Source organism: Streptosporangium minutum, from assembly GCF_002149035.1.
Classification (GTDB): domain Bacteria; phylum Actinomycetota; class Actinomycetes; order Streptosporangiales; family Streptosporangiaceae; genus Streptosporangium; species Streptosporangium minutum.
On record NZ_NGFP01000223.1, the window covers coordinates 1 to 15,653 of the forward strand.

Consider the following 15,653-nt stretch of genomic DNA (forward strand, 5'->3'; position numbering starts at 1 on the left):
GCTTTATCGGGCGGGGAGGGGGCATCCGGCTCCGGTCGGCCGCACACGGTCGGCCGGGCCGTACGGCCGGGGCCTGCGGAGGAAGCCCGCAAGGCGGCCGGGAGCTGTGGAGGAAGCTCGTAAGACCTGCGGAGTGTGGAACCGGGGAGAGTCAGGCGGCCATAGGGCGCTGGTGCCAGGAGGACAGGAAGGAGGAGACGAGGCCGCCGGCCCGGCCGGTGGCGTCGAACCTCTCGGTGACCGCTCGGCGGGCGATGGAGGCCAGCGAGTCGGCCGCCTCGTTGAGCAGGTGCCCCGAATGTCCCTTGACGTGCTGGAAGGTGAGCCCGTCCAGTTCGGCGACGTGCTCGGCGAGCCGGACCAGGGCCGGCGGCCCGTTCCGCCGGGGCCGCAGGTCGTAGCCCTCGGGCAGGTGCCCGGTGTCACCGCGCTGCCAGGCGTGCAGGAAGCTCAGGGCCCGGAGACTGTCCACCAGCAGGACGTCGGGCCTGCCCACGGCCCGGAGCAGCAGGTCGACCGCACGCAGCTCGTTGACCAGGACCTTGGAGGGACCTGTGGGGTCGTGCCGGTCCACGCTCCAGCCGCGCAGGCCCCAGCAGCCCTCGCTCGTGACGTAGCCGATCCCGCAGATCCTGCTCTTCCAGCTGGCGTCGGTGGCGGCTGTCAGCGGTCCCGTCGTGGCCCAGCGTCCCGCCACCCGGCCGTGGTTTCCGGGCACGCCTCTGACCGACCGCAGGCCGCCGCGCCCGCATCCGGCCGCGTGCGAGGTCAGCCGGGCACTCCGTTCCGCGGCGGCGAGCAGCCGTCCGGTCGCCGGGAGGTCTCCGAAGGACGCGGCACTGAAGGCGAGGCGGACGGAGTCGCAGGCGCTCTCGCAGTCAGGGCAGCCGGGGCGGCGTGTCGCGTAGAGCTTGAGCGCCTCGGCGCGGGTCGCCAGGTCGGCCGGGAGCAGGGCGACGCCAGCTCGGAACTCGTCGATGCGCATGGGGGAGGTGATCACGAGCCACCGTTCCTTCCGTTGATGGTGCAATGTGGCCGACGTCATTCAGTAGAGCACGTGTTGATGGAATCAACCAACTATTTTCGCGACATTGCTCAGAGAAGACTCCTCGCGATAAGGTTCGGTTTACATCGGGGTTCTTTGGAAGGCGGCCGACATGCGGCGAGACGTCCAGGTGACCGCTGCCGACATCGCGCGGCTGGCCGGAGTGGGCCGGGCGGCGGTGAGCAACTGGAGACGCCGCCACGACGACTTTCCCGAGCCGGTCGGCGGCACAGCCACCAGCCCGGCCTTCTCACTGGGGGAGATCCGGGCCTGGCTGCTCTCCCACGGCGACGGCAGGGAGCTCCCGCCCGACGAATGGCTCTGGCAGGACCTGCGGGCCGTCGCGGACGACGACGAGCTCGCCGGCCTGATCGCCGACCTCGGCGCGTTCCTCGTCTACACGCACCGCAGGGGCGGTGACTGGACGGACCTCGCGGCCGGCGACGACGCGACCGTCGCGGCCGAGCTTCCCGGAAGGGTGCGCCAGGTCATCGGAGCCTTCCCCGCGTCCCTGGCCGCCGACGCGGTGCCCCTGGTCCGTTCCATCGCCGCACTCGCCGCGGAGCGCGGCGCCCCGGACGCCTTCGAGTTCCTGTGTGAACGCTACTTCGAGGTGCACTCCCGGCGGGTCTACCTCACCCCTCCCGAGATCGTCGCGCTGAGCCTGGACCTGGCCGGGATCGACACCCGGACCCATGCTCGGACCGTCCACGACACAGGGAGCGACACCCGGAACGACACCCGGAGCGACGCGGGCTCCGCCGCCCGGACCGTCTTCGACCCCGCCTGCGGGGCCGGCGGCTTCCTCGCCGGCGCGCTGGATCGTCTGCCCGGGGCCAGGGTCACCGGCCAGGACGCCGACCGGACCACCGCCCGGCTCACCGCCGTACGGCTCGCGCTGCGCACCGAGAACGCCGACATCCGCACCGGTGACTCCCTGCGCGCCGACGCCTTCCCCGGCGATTCGGCCGACGTGGTGGTGAGCAACCCGCCGTTCAACGACCGGGGCTGGGGCTACGAGGAACTGACCGCCGACCCCCGCTGGGAGTACGGCCTGCCGCCCCGGATGGAGTCGGAGCTCGCCTGGGTCCAGCACGCGCTCGCCCATCTCAAAACCGACGGCATCGCTGTTCTGCTGATGCCTCCTGCCGTCGGCAACCGCAGGTCAGGCCGCCGGATCCGCGCCCAGCTCCTGCGCCGCGGCGCGCTGCGCGCCGTCGTCGCACTCCCCGCGGGCAGCGTCCCCAACGTCGCGGTCGCCCTGACACTCTGGATCCTGCGCAGACCCGCCGAGGCCCGCACCCCCAGCCACGTCCTGATGGTCGACACCTCCGCGCATCCGGACGACTACGCCGAGGTGGCCGTCGCCGCCTGGCGGGAGTTCACCGAGGGACGCGAGCTGGACGAGCCCGGGGTGAGCCGTTCGGTCCCGCTCGTCGACCTGCTGGACGACGAGGTCGACCTGACCCCCGCCAGATACCTGTCCACGGCCTCCGAGGACCTCTCGCCCGAACGCGTCACCGGGGCTCGCAACCGCGTGGTGGACCTGCTCCGCGTCCTGGCCGAACTGGTCCCCGTCACCACCACCGAGCCTCGGGATCTCACCCTGGTGCCACTCTCGGAGCTCCTGCGGCGCGGCATGCTCACCGTCCAGCAGCAGGCCCCGACCCGTCCGGGTGAGACCTCGGAGGTCCCCGACGGCTCAGCCGTCCTCACCGCAGAAGACGTCGTCGCAGGCAGACCGGCCTCGGGGAAGACTCCCGAGCGCGCGGTGCAGCGGGAGATCGTCACCCGGCCGGGCGACGTCGCGGTGCCCCAGGTCGTGCGCGTCCCCGTCGCCAGGGTCCTCACCCAGGGCGGCGCCGTACTCGGCACCCACCTCCACCTCCTGCGGCCCGACCCGGAGATGCTCGACCCCGACTTCCTCGCGGGTTTCCTCTGCAGTTCCAGCAATCTGCGGCATTACAGCTCCATGTCCACCAATATTCGAGTAGACGTACGGCGTGCGGAGGTGCCGTTGCTGCCGATCGAGGAGCAGCGGGCGTACGGCGAGGCGTTCCGGCGCCTGGCGGCGTTCGAGTCCGCGCTGCGCCAGGCGGCCGAGCTGGGTGAGAACCTGATCCAGCTGACAGCCGACGGCCTGACCCACGGCAGCGTCCGGCCGTGCGACGACAACGATGTGAAGGGAAACCCGTGAGCGGTAACCACCAGAAGTACGCGGACTTCATCTGGTCGGTCGCCGACCTGCTGCGCGGTGACTACCGGCAGTCGGAGTACGGCAAAGTCATCCTGCCCTTCACCGTGCTGCGCCGCCTCGACTGCGTGCTGGAGCCGACCAAGGCCGCCGTCCTCGCCAAGGCAGGGGAGCTCGCGGGCGGCGGTCTGCCGGACGGCGCGAAGGACCGGCTGCTGCGGGGTGTCGCGGATGCGAGCTTCTACAACGTCAGCCCGCTCGACTTCGGAAAGCTGCTCGCCGACTCCGACAACGTGGCCAAGAACCTGCGCGCCTACATCGGGGGCTTCTCGCCGGGTGCGGTCGAGGTGCTGGAGAAATACCGCTTCGACGATCAGATCACCCGGCTGGAGGAGGCCGGGCTGCTCTACCTGGTGACCGCGAAGTTCGCCGACATCGACCTGCACCCCGACGTCGTCGACAACCACCAGATGGGTTACGTCTTCGAGGAGCTGATCCGGAAGTTCTCCGAGATCTCCAACGAGACCGCTGGTGAGCACTTCACCCCGCGCGAGGTCATCCGGCTGATGGTCAACCTGTTGATGGCCCCCGACGACGAGGACGTGATGACGCCGGGCATCGTCCGGACCATCTACGACCCGGCCTGCGGCACCGGCGGCATCCTGTCGGCGGCCGAGGAGCACATCACCCGCTACAACAAGAAGGCCACGGTCAAGGTCGCCGGCCAGGAGCTCAACCCCGAGTCGTGGGCGATCTGCCGCTCGGACATGATGCTCAAGGGCCAGGACCCGTCCCAGATCGTTCTCGGCAACTCCTTCGTCCTCCGGGGCCACGAGGACAGGAAGTTCGACTACCTGCTGGCCAACCCGCCATTCGGCGTGGAGTGGAAGAAGGTGCAGAGGCAGGTCCAGGACGAGGCCGACAACCTCGGCTGGGCCGGGCGCTTCGGCGCCGGAACGCCCCGGATCAATGACGGCTCGTTCCTGTTCCTGCAGCACATGATCTCCCACATGAAGCCGGTCGAGCAGGGCGGCTCCCGCATCGCCATCGTCTTCAACGGCTCCCCGCTGTTCACCGGCGCGGCCGAGTCGGGCGAGTCGAACATCCGCCGCTGGATCCTGGAGAACGACTGGTTGGAGGCGATCGTCGCCCTGCCCGACCAGCTCTTCTACAACACCGGCATCTCCACCTACTTCTGGATCCTGTCCAACCGCAAGGCCCCGGCCCTGAAGGACAAGGTGATCCTGCTGGACGCGCGGAGCTGCTGGACGAAGATGCGCAAGTCCCTCGGCGACAAGCGCAAGCTCATCCCCGACGAGCAGATCGCCGCCCTGACCGCGATCTACAAGGACGCCCTGGCGATCGCGGATGATGCGGAGCACGAGCACCACGCCAAGGTGAAGATCTTCCCCCGCCACGCCTTCGGCTACCAGCGCATCACGGTCGAGCGCCCGCTCCGCCAGCGCTTCGAGGTCACCGAGCAGACCGCCGAGGCGGTGGCCGAAGCCAAGGCGGTGACGAAGTTCGAGCAGCGTGCCGCGCTGCTCGCCGCTCTCGCTTCCCTGTCCGGTACGGCGTGCGTCACGAAGCTGGAGTTCGCCGGGAAGTTGGACGCGGCCATGGCCGAGCACGGGCTGAGCAAGCTCCCCAAGCCGGTCGAGGCCGCCATCTGGAACGAGGTCGCGGTCAGCGACCCCGAAGGCCAGCTCCAGACCGACCGGAAGAACAATCCGCTGCCCGATGCCGACCTGCGCGACAACGAGAACGTGCCGCTGACCTCGATGAACTCGACCCCGGCCGAGCGGGAGGCCGAGATCGAGGAGTATCTGCGGCGCGAGGTGCTGCCGCATGTGCCGGACGCCTGGGTGGACCACTCGAAGACCAAGGTGGGCTTCGAGGTCCCGTTCACGCGGCACTTCTACGTGTATACGCCGCCCCGGCCGCTGGAGGAGATCGACGCGGAGCTGAAGGCGCTTGAGGCCGAGATCCAGAAGCTCTTGGGTGAGGTGACTCGATGAGCGGAACGGATCTGGCCCCGTGGCTTTCGCAATCACGGTGGCCCACTGTCCCGATCAGGTACGTCGCAAAGTTAGGTACAGGTCATACTCCGAGCCGCCAGCATCCGGAGTACTGGAAGAACTGCACGCTTCCCTGGATCACGCTTGCCGATGTCTGGCAGCTCCGGGACGGGACGCGTGACACAGTGCTGGAGACCAAAGAGAAGATCAGTCATCTCGGTCTCGCCAACTCGGCAGCGGTCCTACACCCGGCTGGAACGGTCATCCTCTCCCGCACGGCATCGGTTGGCTTTTCGGCGATCATGGGCCATGACATGGCAACCAGTCAGGATTTCGCCACATGGACCTGCGGTCCGAAGGTTGAGCCCCGCTATCTGCTCCATGCATTGCGAGCGATGGCGCCTGATCTCCGTAGGGTCGCATCGGGATCTACACACAAGACGATTTATATGCCGGATATCGAGCAGCTAAGAATTCCCTTGCCGTTGCTCGAGGAGCAGCGACGCATCGCCGACTTCCTCGATGCCGAAATGGTCCAAGTTTCACGCATCGAGTCGCTTCGTATGGCCCAGCGCCGAGTCTTAGACGAACGAGCTGCCGCGCTAGTTACCGAAACACTTGTTCCTGGATCGTTGGGTAAACTTGCGGGCCGCTGGCCCTGGCCCTGGTTGCCGGAGATGACGGAGGATCGTCTACTGGTGCGCCTTGGATACCTATGTCGGCTCCAGTCGGGGCTTACTGTTGATAGCTCACGTGATTTAGATGGTGATGTTGTCACACGTCCATATCTCCGAGTGGCGAACGTTCAAGCGGATCATGTTGATCTTGAATCGGTTGCCGAGATCACAGTGCCTCGCGAGATCGCTGACCGCAGCACGTTGCAACCAGGTGACGTGCTGATGACCGAAGGTGGCGATCTCGATAAATTGGGCCGTGGAACGATCTGGCGCGGTGCGCTTGAGGGGTGCTTGCATCAGAATCACGTGTTTGCACTTCGCCCTGATCCAATGAAACTGGATGCCGAATATTTAGCTTTGATGACGCAGACACTTCATGGGCGCTGCTACTTTGAGAGCACCGGTGTAAAAACCACTAATCTTGCTTCCACGAATAGTAGTAAAATCCTCGGATTTCCTATTCCGCTGCCGCCTCTGGAGCGCCAGCAGGCTCTAGTGAAACAGGTCAGCGAGCAGCTCTCGATGGTCAACCGCGCCCGCAGCGCCGTAGATAGGCAGTATGTTCTCCTTCAGGAACATCGGCAGGCGCTGATCACGGCGGCGGTTACCGGGAAAATTGATGTCGCCACGGCGAGGGGAATCCAAGAGTGAGTCGTCCGGTCAGTGGTCAGCCGATGCCGAGACAGGTGGCCCATGTCGCCACCGCGATAAAGCGGGACTTCGCGGGTCTGATCTCCATGGACGACTACGTCAAGAAGGACGAGGGAGAGAAGGAGCAGGCATTTCTCTCACGTGGGCTTGCCGCGTTGTTCGCGCGTGATGTCACGGGATGTGACAGCGCGACTGCCGCCGCATGCGTCGTCGATGGCCGAAACGACTACGGCATCGACGCTGTCGCCGTCTTGGATGGTGCTCCGCAGATCTGGTTGATCCAGTCGAAGTGGAGCAGTAAAGGAACGGCCGGCTTCGGTGTCGGGGAGGCGCTCAAGCTGGTCAACGGGCTCAGGAGGATCGATCAGCGTCAGTACGATCGGCTGAACGATCGTTTCGCGGCTCTTGCTGACCGGGTCAACGCCGTACTGGACGACGCACGGGCGCGAATCACGCTGCTCGTGGTGGTGATGGGGCCGGGAGAGCTTTCGCCGGAGGCGGTCGAGTGCTTCGAAGATGCCAAGCGTGACTTCAACTCTCTCGGTGCGGTGCTGGAATACGAGATTCGTAATGCGGCCGACGCATGGCAGATCGTCCGCAACGAGCTGGCCGAGCAGGTTGCGCTCGAAGCCAAGATGACCGATTGGCTACACGTACAGGCGCCTTTTGAGGCTTATCAGGGCAACATGCCCGCTGGAGACATCGCCCAGTGGTTCGAGGCCCATCACGGGCGACTGTTCGAGCAGAACATCCGCAAGTCTCTGGGGCTCACGAAGGTCAACAATGCGATTGTCACCACCCTCACGGAGAACCCCTCCGCCTTCTGGTACTTCAACAACGGCATCACCGTGCTCTGCGACACGATCGAGGCGACGCCTTTCAGCCGAAGCGATCCTCGGGGGCCCGTGACGCTCAGGCTGTCCAACGCCAGCGTCGTCAACGGCGCGCAGACGGTCGCCGCAGCTTACGAGGCATTGAAGAAGAATCCCGATGCGCTGCTGGACGCGCATGTGAGCGTCAAGGTGATCTCCATCAGAGACTGCCCAGAGGGTTTTGGAAATGACATCACGACGGCGACCAACACGCAGAACAGCGTGGAACGTCGTGACTTCGTCACTTTGAAACCGGTGCAGGGACAGATCCGGGACGACTTCCTTCTTCAACTACAGAAGACGTACGTCTTTAGGCGGGGCGAGCTGGACCCGCCGCCGGATTCCGGATGTTCGATCGTGGAGGCCGCATTCGCGTTGGCCTGCGCGCACCACGATCCGCGCCTGGCGGTTCGGGTCAAGGTCGAGCCGGACGAGTTGTGGCAGGAAGGATCGCAGGGGATCTACACCCGGATCTTTCAGAAGCCTCCACCTGCCCAGCAGATCTGGCGAGCGGTGCTCCTGCACCGTGTGATCAGGGAAGTGCTGCACGAGGCCGCCGGTGAGCGCCAGGGGCGTGCGGCGGGCGTGGCTGAGCACGGTGGTCTTCTCCTTGCCCACCTTGTCTTCCAGCATGCCGGCAAGAACCACTTCGATGACTCCGACGAAGAGTGGGAGAAGTTCATCGCGGAGGTGCCCGGCATCGCCGTTGACCTGCTCAACCGGATGACTCTCTACGTCGACATCGAATTCACGAGCACCTCCTTTGTCCGAAGCACCTTCATGAACGAGGACAGGTGCCGCACGCTGGTGAAGCGGGTCCTCGACGACCTCTCGTCTGGGGCGCCGCTGCCAGCGGTCCCGATGGACTACTTGCGGACGTCTTCGCGTAAGCCGCGTAAGCCGAACACGGTGTCAATCCTCGTGGACGTCGGCCGAATCTCCGAGGGCACACTCCTCACCTTCCGAACAGGAGGAGACCCCGAGGAGCTTGCTCTCCGCGCGTGGCTTGCGGAGGATTCGCGCCGCGGGCAGGCAACGTGGGTGAACGAGCGGGCGAAACCTCTCCTCTGGTCTGCTGATGGCAGGCGGTACTCGGCTTCGGGCCTCGTCACCCACATGTGGCGACTGGCCCAGTGGGAGAAGGCCCCCGTCTCCGTTCAAGGGCCTGCCCGCTGGGCGGTTCCAGGAGTGGGCACCCTCGTCGACCTGGCCGACGCCGTACTGAAAGAACAGGACACGGACGAAACGCTGGAGTCGGAAGGCATCGTGTGAGGAGGATGCGCGGTGTCCTTGAAACACATCTGTTCGGAGTGAGTGGCGGGGGAGAACCGGAGTGACGACACAGCGGCTGACCGAACTCAGGGTGGACAACTTCCGGAGCCTGCGCAAGGTCAGGCTGCCCTTGGGGCCGGTGAACGTGTTGGTCGGTCCGAACGGCGCGGGCAAGACCAACGTCCTTGAGGTCTTTCGCCTTCTTGCGGACATCGTCCACGTCGACCTGTCCCGCGCGCTCGACATGCGCGGGGGGTTCGACAAACTGGTATTTCGAGGCGGGGACCGGCCACCGAAGTTCATACAGGTCGAAGTCAAGGGATGGCTGACTGAGGAACACAACCCGAAGGAGGGAGCCGAGGAATATCGGCTCCGGGTTGAGACAGACCCCCTGGCGAGGAAAGAGGAGTTCGATTTCAGCTTCTCGGACACCGGCAGCTGGCGTGAGATCATCGTGACCGGAGGCCGGGCGATGTCCATGGACAGGAAGGCTGATGGCCGATTCTCGGCCCAGCGCCTCCCTGATGTCCTCACCCAGACCATCGGCATTCAACCGCTCAGCAGCGGCCTGTCCACGCTTCCCCGGCTCTCGGATGAGTTCGGGGGACGCGAAGTGGGAGCCATCGCCGATCTGCTCTCCAATTTCCGGATTTTCGATGTCGAGGTCGCTAAAGCTTTTATGCCAGTGGCCTTCGGTGGAGATGAACCGTTGCGAGATGACGCCTCGAATTTGGCGGCTTTCCTACTGCGCCTGCGCGACAACCACGGAGACATCTGGGAGCGGTTGGAGGCAGACGCGATCGAGGTGTTGCCCCAGCTCGAAGGGATCGATTTTGACTATCCCTCTGGAGCCGGTCGATCCGTAGTCGTCGTTCTCCGGGAACGAGGGCTGCGATGGCCGACGCAGTTGATGGACGCCTCCTACGGCACGATCCGCCTGCTGGGTCTGCTCGCCATGCTTCACGACCCCCAGCCGCCTGCGCTCACCTGCGTGGAGGAGGTCGACCACGGACTACATCCCCAGGCATTGGAGATTCTCGTCGAGCGGGTTCGTGAGGCAAGTGAGAGGACGCAGTTCATCATCGCCACGCATTCGCCGGCCTTGGCGGATCGGTTGAGACCGGAAGAGCTCATCGTGTGCGAGCGAGGAGACGAAGGTGAGTCGGTGATCCCGGTCCTGTCGGCGGAGCGGATCCGAGAGATTGTGCGGGCCAGCGAGGGGATGCCCCTGGGAGAGCTGTGGTTCTCCGGTGCGCTGGGAGGCGATCTGTGAGCAGGCGCGGGGGAACCCGTGTCCGGCCGACCAGGAAACCGATCGTGGTGGTCGCCGGTGAGGATCGAAACGACCGGCTCAGCCTCCGGATCCTTCTGGAGGAGTTCTGCCCGGAGATGCGTGGGCGGATCGTGGAGATCGGTGACCCGGTGCGTTTACACCAGGCCACCGGTGCGAACCTCGCCGCCCGTGCGGAAACCCTCGCGCGCAAGGTCCGTGCGCGGGCCGTACGGGATGACACGACGGTGGCGTGCGTGTTCGTTCACGAAGATCTCGACGCGGTCGATGATGACCAGTATCCGATCACTCGCCTGCGGGTGGAGAAGGCGCTGGAAGCCGCTCTGGGGACGGCGCACTACGCCTTGGCCGTGGCGGAGATCGAGTCCTGGTTGCTGCTGTTCCCGGACGCGCTCACCGCCGTCAGCGGGTCGTGGTGGGTGCCTGCCCGCTATCGCGGCAGGGATACTGGGCGATTGACCGACCCCAAACAGGTACTGATGAAAGAGGTCAGCGGATCGAGTCGCCGCTATCGGGAGGCCGACGCGCCGGAAATTCTGGGCCAGGTCGTGGCGATGGGGCTGGCGGCGAGTCCGGTGGGGCGCAACCGCTCATACGAACAGTTGCGTGAAGACGCCGCCCGCTGTTGCTCCGAGCATATATCGGCGAAATCAAGATGATCTTTCCTGTGTGAACCATGAGTGGTCTGTCTGTACGGCCGGCCATGCTGCGAGTTGGAACCAGACGGACTTGCCGTAGGGGTTGAGGGTCCAGCCCCAGTTGTGGGACAGGTCTTTGACTATGGGGAGACCTCGGCCGGAGGTCTCCATGTCGGTTGCCCGTCTCAGCCGGGGAATCGCTGTGCAGGAGTCGTAGACGTCCACGGTCATCATCTCGCCGTCCCTGCCTACCGTGATGCGGATGGTGCTCGTGGCAGGAATGTCTGCCGCGCCGTACGCGATCGCGTTGGTGACGAGTTCCGAGGTCAGGAGTTCGGCGATTTCCTGGGTGTCTTCCGCCGTGTTCCAGTCGGCCGCCAGGTCGCGCACGAATCGGCGGGCCGATGCCACATTCTTTGCCGCACGCGGTATCCACTTCTCGCCCAGCACGCAAAAGTCCGGATCCATCGTGTAGCGATATCTGGTCAACACCGCGATCGCCTTGAGGGCCTCTTCCATGGATTCTCTCTCTGTCTCGGATTTCCTGTGTTCAGGGTGCCGAGACATGACTACGCTTGGTAGCGAAACGGTTACCAGTGTCGAGCGTTGGGATTCGCATCCCCGTTGTTGAATTCCGGCAAGGAGGGCATGGTGGTAAACCTCTACACGCCTCAGGCAATATGGGGCAGAGAGTTGCGTCACTACCGGAAGAAGGCGGGCTTCACCCAGGGTCAGCTCTCCGAGAAGATCCATTTCAGCGAGTCGCTGATCAGCGGTGTGGAGACGGGGCAACTCCCCGCCAGCCCGGAGTTCGCCGAGACCTGCGACGAAGCCCTTGACACAGGTGGCGCCCTTCATCGACTCCTCGATTGGAGGCGCGGTCAGCAGATCCCGTCGTGGTTCGGAAAGTGGCGAGACAAAGAGCAATCCGCCGTCACTCTCCGAACCTATCAACCGCTGGTCCTGCCGGGCCTGCTCCAGACTGAGGGCTACATCCGTGGTCTCCTGGGTGACAGCGACGAAGCGATCGCGGCACGTCTGGAGCGTCAGGCCATCCTGACTCGGGAGGAACCTCGGCCTCCTCTCCTGCGGTGTGTGATCGACGAATCGGTCCTGCATCGTCTGGTAGGAAGTCACGAGATCATGCGTGACCAGCTAGAACATCTCGTGTCGATTGCCAGCTCCCAAGTCAGTGTGCAGGTCGTTCCCCCTGGCCGCGTCCGTTCCGGTCTCATGGCGGGGTTCGTGATCGCTACCTTGGAGGGTGGGAGCGAGATAGCGTATTTGGACACGGCCATTCGCGGAATGACGACCAGCGATCAGGAAGATGTCGCAGCAGCCGTAACGCAGTTCGAGGCCGTTCGCATAGAAGCACTACCACTAAGCATGTCGATAGACCTCATCAAGAGAACGGCGGAGGAACGATGGACCTGAGTAGGGCGGAGTGGCGTAAGTCGAGTTTTAGCGGCAACAACGGCGGTGACTGCGTTGAGGTCGCGGAGCTCAAAGACGTCGTCGGCGGCCCCGGCCACAAGGCCGTACACGCCAATCTGATCGCCGTACGCGACTCCAAGGACCCCGACGGCCCCAAGCTGTTCTTCACCCCGGCCGAGTGGGACGCCTTCGTCAACGGTGTGAAGGCCAGCGAGTTCGACCTCGGCTAAGACAACCCCCGGCCGCCCCGACAACCGTCGTGGGCGGCCGTCAGCCTTCCATCCGTGAAGGCCGACAAGTTCGACAGGAAGCCCGACCGGAGGATTGCGGCGACACGCTTGCCGGTCGTACGGCAGGTCGTACGGCAGGTTGTGGCCGTATACGCCTACATTCGGCCTCCTCTCCGGGCGAGGATCTCGGCCGGCGGGGTTCCCGGTGGGCATTGGCCTGATCGGATCTGTTCGGCCTCGGCGTGCATACGCTGCCAGTCTTCGCTGTCCTGTGCCGCTCTGGTGGCGATGCGCCACCAGCCGGTGAGGAAGTCGTCCAACGCGGCCGGATCCAGCACGGGTGCGTGGGTGATCCGGGCCAGTTCGGCGTAGAAAGCCGCAGAGTTGACGGCGGGCAGTGCCGCTCGTACGGCGGTGAACGTCCGTTCGACTGCTGCTTGGTCAGTTCTCAACTCAAGGCCACGCCCAGCTCCGAGGCGAGCAGCTCGGCGCACGCTTGGAGAGCCTGTTCCATGCTCTCTTTCCTCGTTCGGATTTCATGCGTTCAGTGTGCCCTTGCGTGGCTATGGCGGGTGGCGAAACGGTTACGGGCGCCGGGTGTTGAGGTTCATTCCGCCGTTGTGAAGTCCGGCAATAAGGGCATGACGGCTGATCGTTCGAGTCTCCGTTGATACGTTTACCCGGCGGCTTCCCTCTTGCCGTGCTTCTTCCTTGGAAAATGCCTGCGAACCGTCCCATATCCGCTTCGACATCCGGAGGCCCGATGCCCGATCCGCGTATCCCGTCAGACCCGCCGCCCCCGCTGGTGAAGCCGCGCATGCCTGCCGGGGTGAAGGTCGCCATGCTGCTCATGTGGCTTCAGACGGCCCTTGGGGCGGTGGTGGTCTGGGTCACCCTTGCCCTCCTCGTGATGGGAGGGCTGCCCATCCTCGATGCCGTGCCCTGGTTCTTCTACCTGTTCTTCGCGTCCCTGGTGCTGATGGGCCCGCTGTCTGCCCTCTTCGGCCTGCGGCGGCGGTGGGTCTGGAAAGCGGCCATGGTGGTTGAGGGGATCTCGTTTCTGGAGTACGGCTACGGCACGTTCACGATGTTCGGTGTGTTCAGCATCGTGGCGATCGGTCTCGGGCTGGCAGTTCTCGTCTTTTTCCTCCTGTTTCGCGATGATGCGTTCCGCTGGTTCGAGCGGTAGGAGGCGCAAAGTCGGCCCGGCCCGTCACCGACGGGCCGGGCCGGCGGTTTTTCTCGGCCTGTCCGATAGGGCCGACTGGGGTTCGAGAGAAGCTGAAATTTTCATTATTTCCGACATGAAGCCATTTTTGCGAGGGTCCTATAGCCTGAATGTCTGATTAGAGAAACTTCAACGCCAGATCTTGCTCCTGTAGGGCCTTGCATGAGACTCTGACGCATTGTGGCGGCGAATGCGACTGCGGAGTTGGAAGCGGCGTTGTCGCGCCTTACGCAGCTCGGTCGGAGCCATGCGTCGGCCCTGGATTCATGCATGCGTTATATGGCGGCGAACGCGTGGGTCGGCGGGGGAGCCCCGGCCTTCGCCCAGGCGCTCGCGGCTCGCCGTGTGAGCCTTCAACTGGCCTTCCAGTCGGCGGCCGAGCAGATAGCGCAGCGGATCAGGAAACTCGGTGGTCAGGCGCGGGTGCCGGCGTTCTCGACGTCGGTGAGCGTGGCGGCGGCGCAGCCGTCCTCCTTCTCCGGGATGGACGTCACCGCTATGGGCCGCCTGGTCGCCGATCTCCAGCGGGCCGGCCAGGAGTTACCCCAGGCCGGGCAGCGGCTCGCCGCCGAACTGTCGGCACTGTGCATCTCCTCGCCCTCCGCGCGGCAGGTCGGCGACGCCGGGGTCTGGGCGGAGGAGCAGGTGCGCGACCTGCGGCAACGACTGGCCGTGATCCAGCAGACCCACGACATCGGTACGGCCTCACAGGCGACGGCCGCCTTCGGGCTGTTCGGTGGCCACGCACCGGATGCGAACGGGGTCGGGAAGCTGACGGTCGCCGCGGCCGGTGGGGACATCGCGGCGTTGAAGTCGCTGGTGGACCTGCAACGGACCGGTAAGGACACGACCCTGGCGGGGCGGCTCAGCGTGTGGTGGCGGCAGCTCGGCCCCCTGGCCCAGGGGCAGCTGATGGCCGCCTCTCCAAGCCTGGTCGGCAGCCTGAACGGCCTCCCGGCTGTGGCTCGGGATCAGGCCAACCGGAGTTACCTGACCACCCAGAAAGCCGCGATCTCCCCGGAGTTGGAGCGGTTGCGTGGATCTTCGGCGCAATTGGGGGAGGCGATGAAGAAACTGGGAGACCGGCTGAGCGGAATCCGTGATCCCCTCCAGAAGTACGGGCTCGTCCAGGAACTGGAGCGGTTGCAGAGATCCTCGGCGGAGGCGAAGAACGCGATCAAGGAGCAGGAGCTGAAAATGCGGCAGCTCGCGGCCGTGGAGAAAGGGCTGGCACTCGGCGGTCAGAACGGCCGTCCTCCGGCATTCCTGTTGCAGCTGGAATTGGGCGAGCCGGGCAAGACCGCCATCTCCTTCGGAAATCCCGATGAGGCGGACAACCTGGTTGCCTACGTCCCCGGCACCGGTACCACGCTGGAAGGTTTCGCGGGGGACGCCAACCGGGCCGCCGTCGTGTGGGACCAGTCGCACAGGTTCCAGCCGGACAAGCAGATCGCTTCCATCGCTTGGCTCGGCTACGAAGCCCCATTGTGGGGTTCGACTTTGAGCCTCAGCCGTACGGTCGTCAACAAGAACGCCGCCCTTGAGGGAGCTCCACTGCTGGCCAGTTTCGCCGATGGTCTGCATGCCGCGCACGGGGCGGCCTCCGACGTCCGGTTCACCGTGCTGGGGCACAGCTACGGGTCGACGGTCACGGGCCTGGCCGCCCAGCAGCGTCCGGGGACCTTCGCGGATCAGGTGATCTTCGTGGGAAGCCCCGGCGTGGGCGTGGTGAAGGCCAAGGACCTGGGGGTCGGCTCGGTGTGGGTGGGGGAGGCGCCCAACGATCCCGTGGGTGATGTGGGCTCTGTTCCTCTCGTGCTCACGGGCACCCTCAACGAGGGTCCGCTGTTCCTCCCCAAATGGAGCGGCCCGCTCGGCGTCGATCCCAGTGAAACCGGTTTTGGTGCCCGGCAGTTCTACGTCGAGGACACCAAAGATTCCACACACACCTTCAAGGCCCACTCCAAGTACTGGGATAACAACTCCGCGTCTCTCAAGAATCTCGCACGCCTGGTCAATGGTCAGTACGGCGTTCTTGTCCCGTTTCCTGAACCGCCTGCGGCTCCGACGGTGACTCCGCCGCTTCCCGCCGCCCCGCCCTCC

At 65.1% G+C, this 15,653-nt stretch carries 13 protein-coding genes; 10 read left to right on the forward strand and 3 right to left on the reverse strand.

The window, feature by feature from the left end; genetic code table 11:
* Positions 1 to 151: 151 nt before the first annotated feature.
* Positions 152 to 1,000 carry a ribonuclease HI gene (locus CA984_RS34125; RefSeq protein WP_086577561.1) on the reverse strand — a complete coding sequence of 283 codons (849 nt, stop codon included), beginning with the start codon at positions 998 to 1,000 and terminating at the stop codon, positions 152 to 154.
* A 157-nt stretch (positions 1,001 to 1,157) separates the two neighbouring features.
* On the opposite strand from CA984_RS34125, the gene CA984_RS34130 reads away from it, so the two are divergent.
* The 6 genes from CA984_RS34130 (at position 1,158) to CA984_RS34155 (ending at position 10,679) form a co-directional block, all read left to right on the forward strand.
* Positions 1,158 to 3,242, forward strand: coding sequence for an N-6 DNA methylase (locus tag CA984_RS34130; protein WP_086577562.1), 2,085 nt, complete (start codon positions 1,158 to 1,160; stop codon positions 3,240 to 3,242).
* Complete coding sequence (locus tag CA984_RS34135) at positions 3,239 to 5,257, forward strand: type I restriction-modification system subunit M (protein ID WP_086577563.1); 2,019 nt, start codon at positions 3,239 to 3,241, stop codon at positions 5,255 to 5,257. Before CA984_RS34130 ends, CA984_RS34135 begins: the two co-directional genes overlap by 4 nt.
* Entirely contained in the window at positions 5,254 to 6,585 is a 1,332-nt protein-coding gene (locus CA984_RS34140) for a restriction endonuclease subunit S (protein WP_086577564.1), read from the forward strand. Before CA984_RS34135 ends, CA984_RS34140 begins: the two co-directional genes overlap by 4 nt.
* A gap of 86 nt (positions 6,586 to 6,671) precedes the next feature.
* Entirely contained in the window at positions 6,672 to 8,729 is a 2,058-nt protein-coding gene (locus tag CA984_RS34145; protein ID WP_165781518.1) for an AIPR family protein, read from the forward strand.
* Between the two features lie 61 nt (positions 8,730 to 8,790).
* Positions 8,791 to 10,002 carry an AAA family ATPase gene (locus tag CA984_RS34150; protein ID WP_086577566.1) on the forward strand — a complete coding sequence of 404 codons (1,212 nt, stop codon included), beginning with the start codon at positions 8,791 to 8,793 and terminating at the stop codon, positions 10,000 to 10,002.
* Between the two features lie 44 nt (positions 10,003 to 10,046).
* A complete protein-coding gene (locus CA984_RS34155; RefSeq protein ID WP_086577567.1) occupies positions 10,047 to 10,679 on the forward strand; it encodes a hypothetical protein in 633 nt (210 codons plus the stop codon).
* Here CA984_RS34155 and CA984_RS34160 read toward each other — a convergent pair.
* Complete coding sequence (locus tag CA984_RS34160) at positions 10,671 to 11,177, reverse strand: ATP-binding protein (protein WP_165781520.1); 507 nt, start codon at positions 11,175 to 11,177, stop codon at positions 10,671 to 10,673. The genes CA984_RS34155 and CA984_RS34160 overlap by 9 nt on opposite strands.
* Positions 11,178 to 11,306: 129 nt before the next feature.
* Between CA984_RS34160 and CA984_RS34165 the strand changes: the two genes are divergently transcribed.
* Positions 11,307 to 12,092: a helix-turn-helix domain-containing protein gene (locus tag CA984_RS34165; RefSeq protein ID WP_086577568.1), complete on the forward strand. Its 786-nt coding sequence runs from the start codon at positions 11,307 to 11,309 to the stop codon at positions 12,090 to 12,092.
* The gene (locus CA984_RS34170) at positions 12,083 to 12,322 is read left to right on the forward strand and encodes a DUF397 domain-containing protein (RefSeq protein WP_086577569.1); all 240 of its coding nucleotides are present in this window, start codon (positions 12,083 to 12,085) and stop codon (positions 12,320 to 12,322) included. The genes CA984_RS34165 and CA984_RS34170 overlap by 10 nt, the downstream gene beginning before the upstream one ends.
* A 155-nt stretch (positions 12,323 to 12,477) precedes the next feature.
* Here the strand turns inward: CA984_RS34170 and CA984_RS45645 are convergent, their stop codons facing one another.
* A complete protein-coding gene (locus CA984_RS45645; protein WP_133061857.1) occupies positions 12,478 to 12,774 on the reverse strand; it encodes a DUF6247 family protein in 297 nt (98 codons plus the stop codon).
* Positions 12,775 to 13,085: 311 nt separating this feature from the next.
* On the opposite strand from CA984_RS45645, the gene CA984_RS34175 reads away from it, so the two are divergent.
* Both CA984_RS34175 and CA984_RS34180 read left to right on the forward strand, forming a co-directional pair.
* Entirely contained in the window at positions 13,086 to 13,511 is a 426-nt protein-coding gene (locus CA984_RS34175; protein ID WP_133061858.1) for a hypothetical protein, read from the forward strand.
* Positions 13,512 to 13,754: 243 nt separating this feature from the next.
* Positions 13,755 to 15,653 (forward strand): alpha/beta hydrolase (locus tag CA984_RS34180; protein ID WP_242676327.1); only part of this gene is annotated, 1,899 nt, incomplete at its 3' end.

Excerpts from the sequence above, each read along its gene's own strand:
- CA984_RS34175 (WP_133061858.1), top strand. The coding sequence starts at position 13,086 with ATGCCCGATCCGCGTATCCCGTCAGACCCGCCGCCCCCGCTGGTGAAG.
- CA984_RS34140 (WP_086577564.1), top strand. The coding sequence starts at position 5,254 with ATGAGCGGAACGGATCTGGCCCCGTGGCTTTCGCAATCACGGTGGCCC.
- CA984_RS34130 (WP_086577562.1), top strand. The coding sequence starts at position 1,158 with ATGCGGCGAGACGTCCAGGTGACCGCTGCCGACATCGCGCGGCTGGCC.
- CA984_RS34160 (WP_165781520.1), bottom strand. The coding sequence starts at position 11,177 with ATGGAAGAGGCCCTCAAGGCGATCGCGGTGTTGACCAGATATCGCTAC.
- CA984_RS34170 (WP_086577569.1), top strand. The coding sequence starts at position 12,083 with ATGGACCTGAGTAGGGCGGAGTGGCGTAAGTCGAGTTTTAGCGGCAAC.
- CA984_RS34165 (WP_086577568.1), top strand. The coding sequence starts at position 11,307 with ATGGTGGTAAACCTCTACACGCCTCAGGCAATATGGGGCAGAGAGTTG.
- CA984_RS34145 (WP_165781518.1), top strand. The coding sequence starts at position 6,672 with ATGGACGACTACGTCAAGAAGGACGAGGGAGAGAAGGAGCAGGCATTT.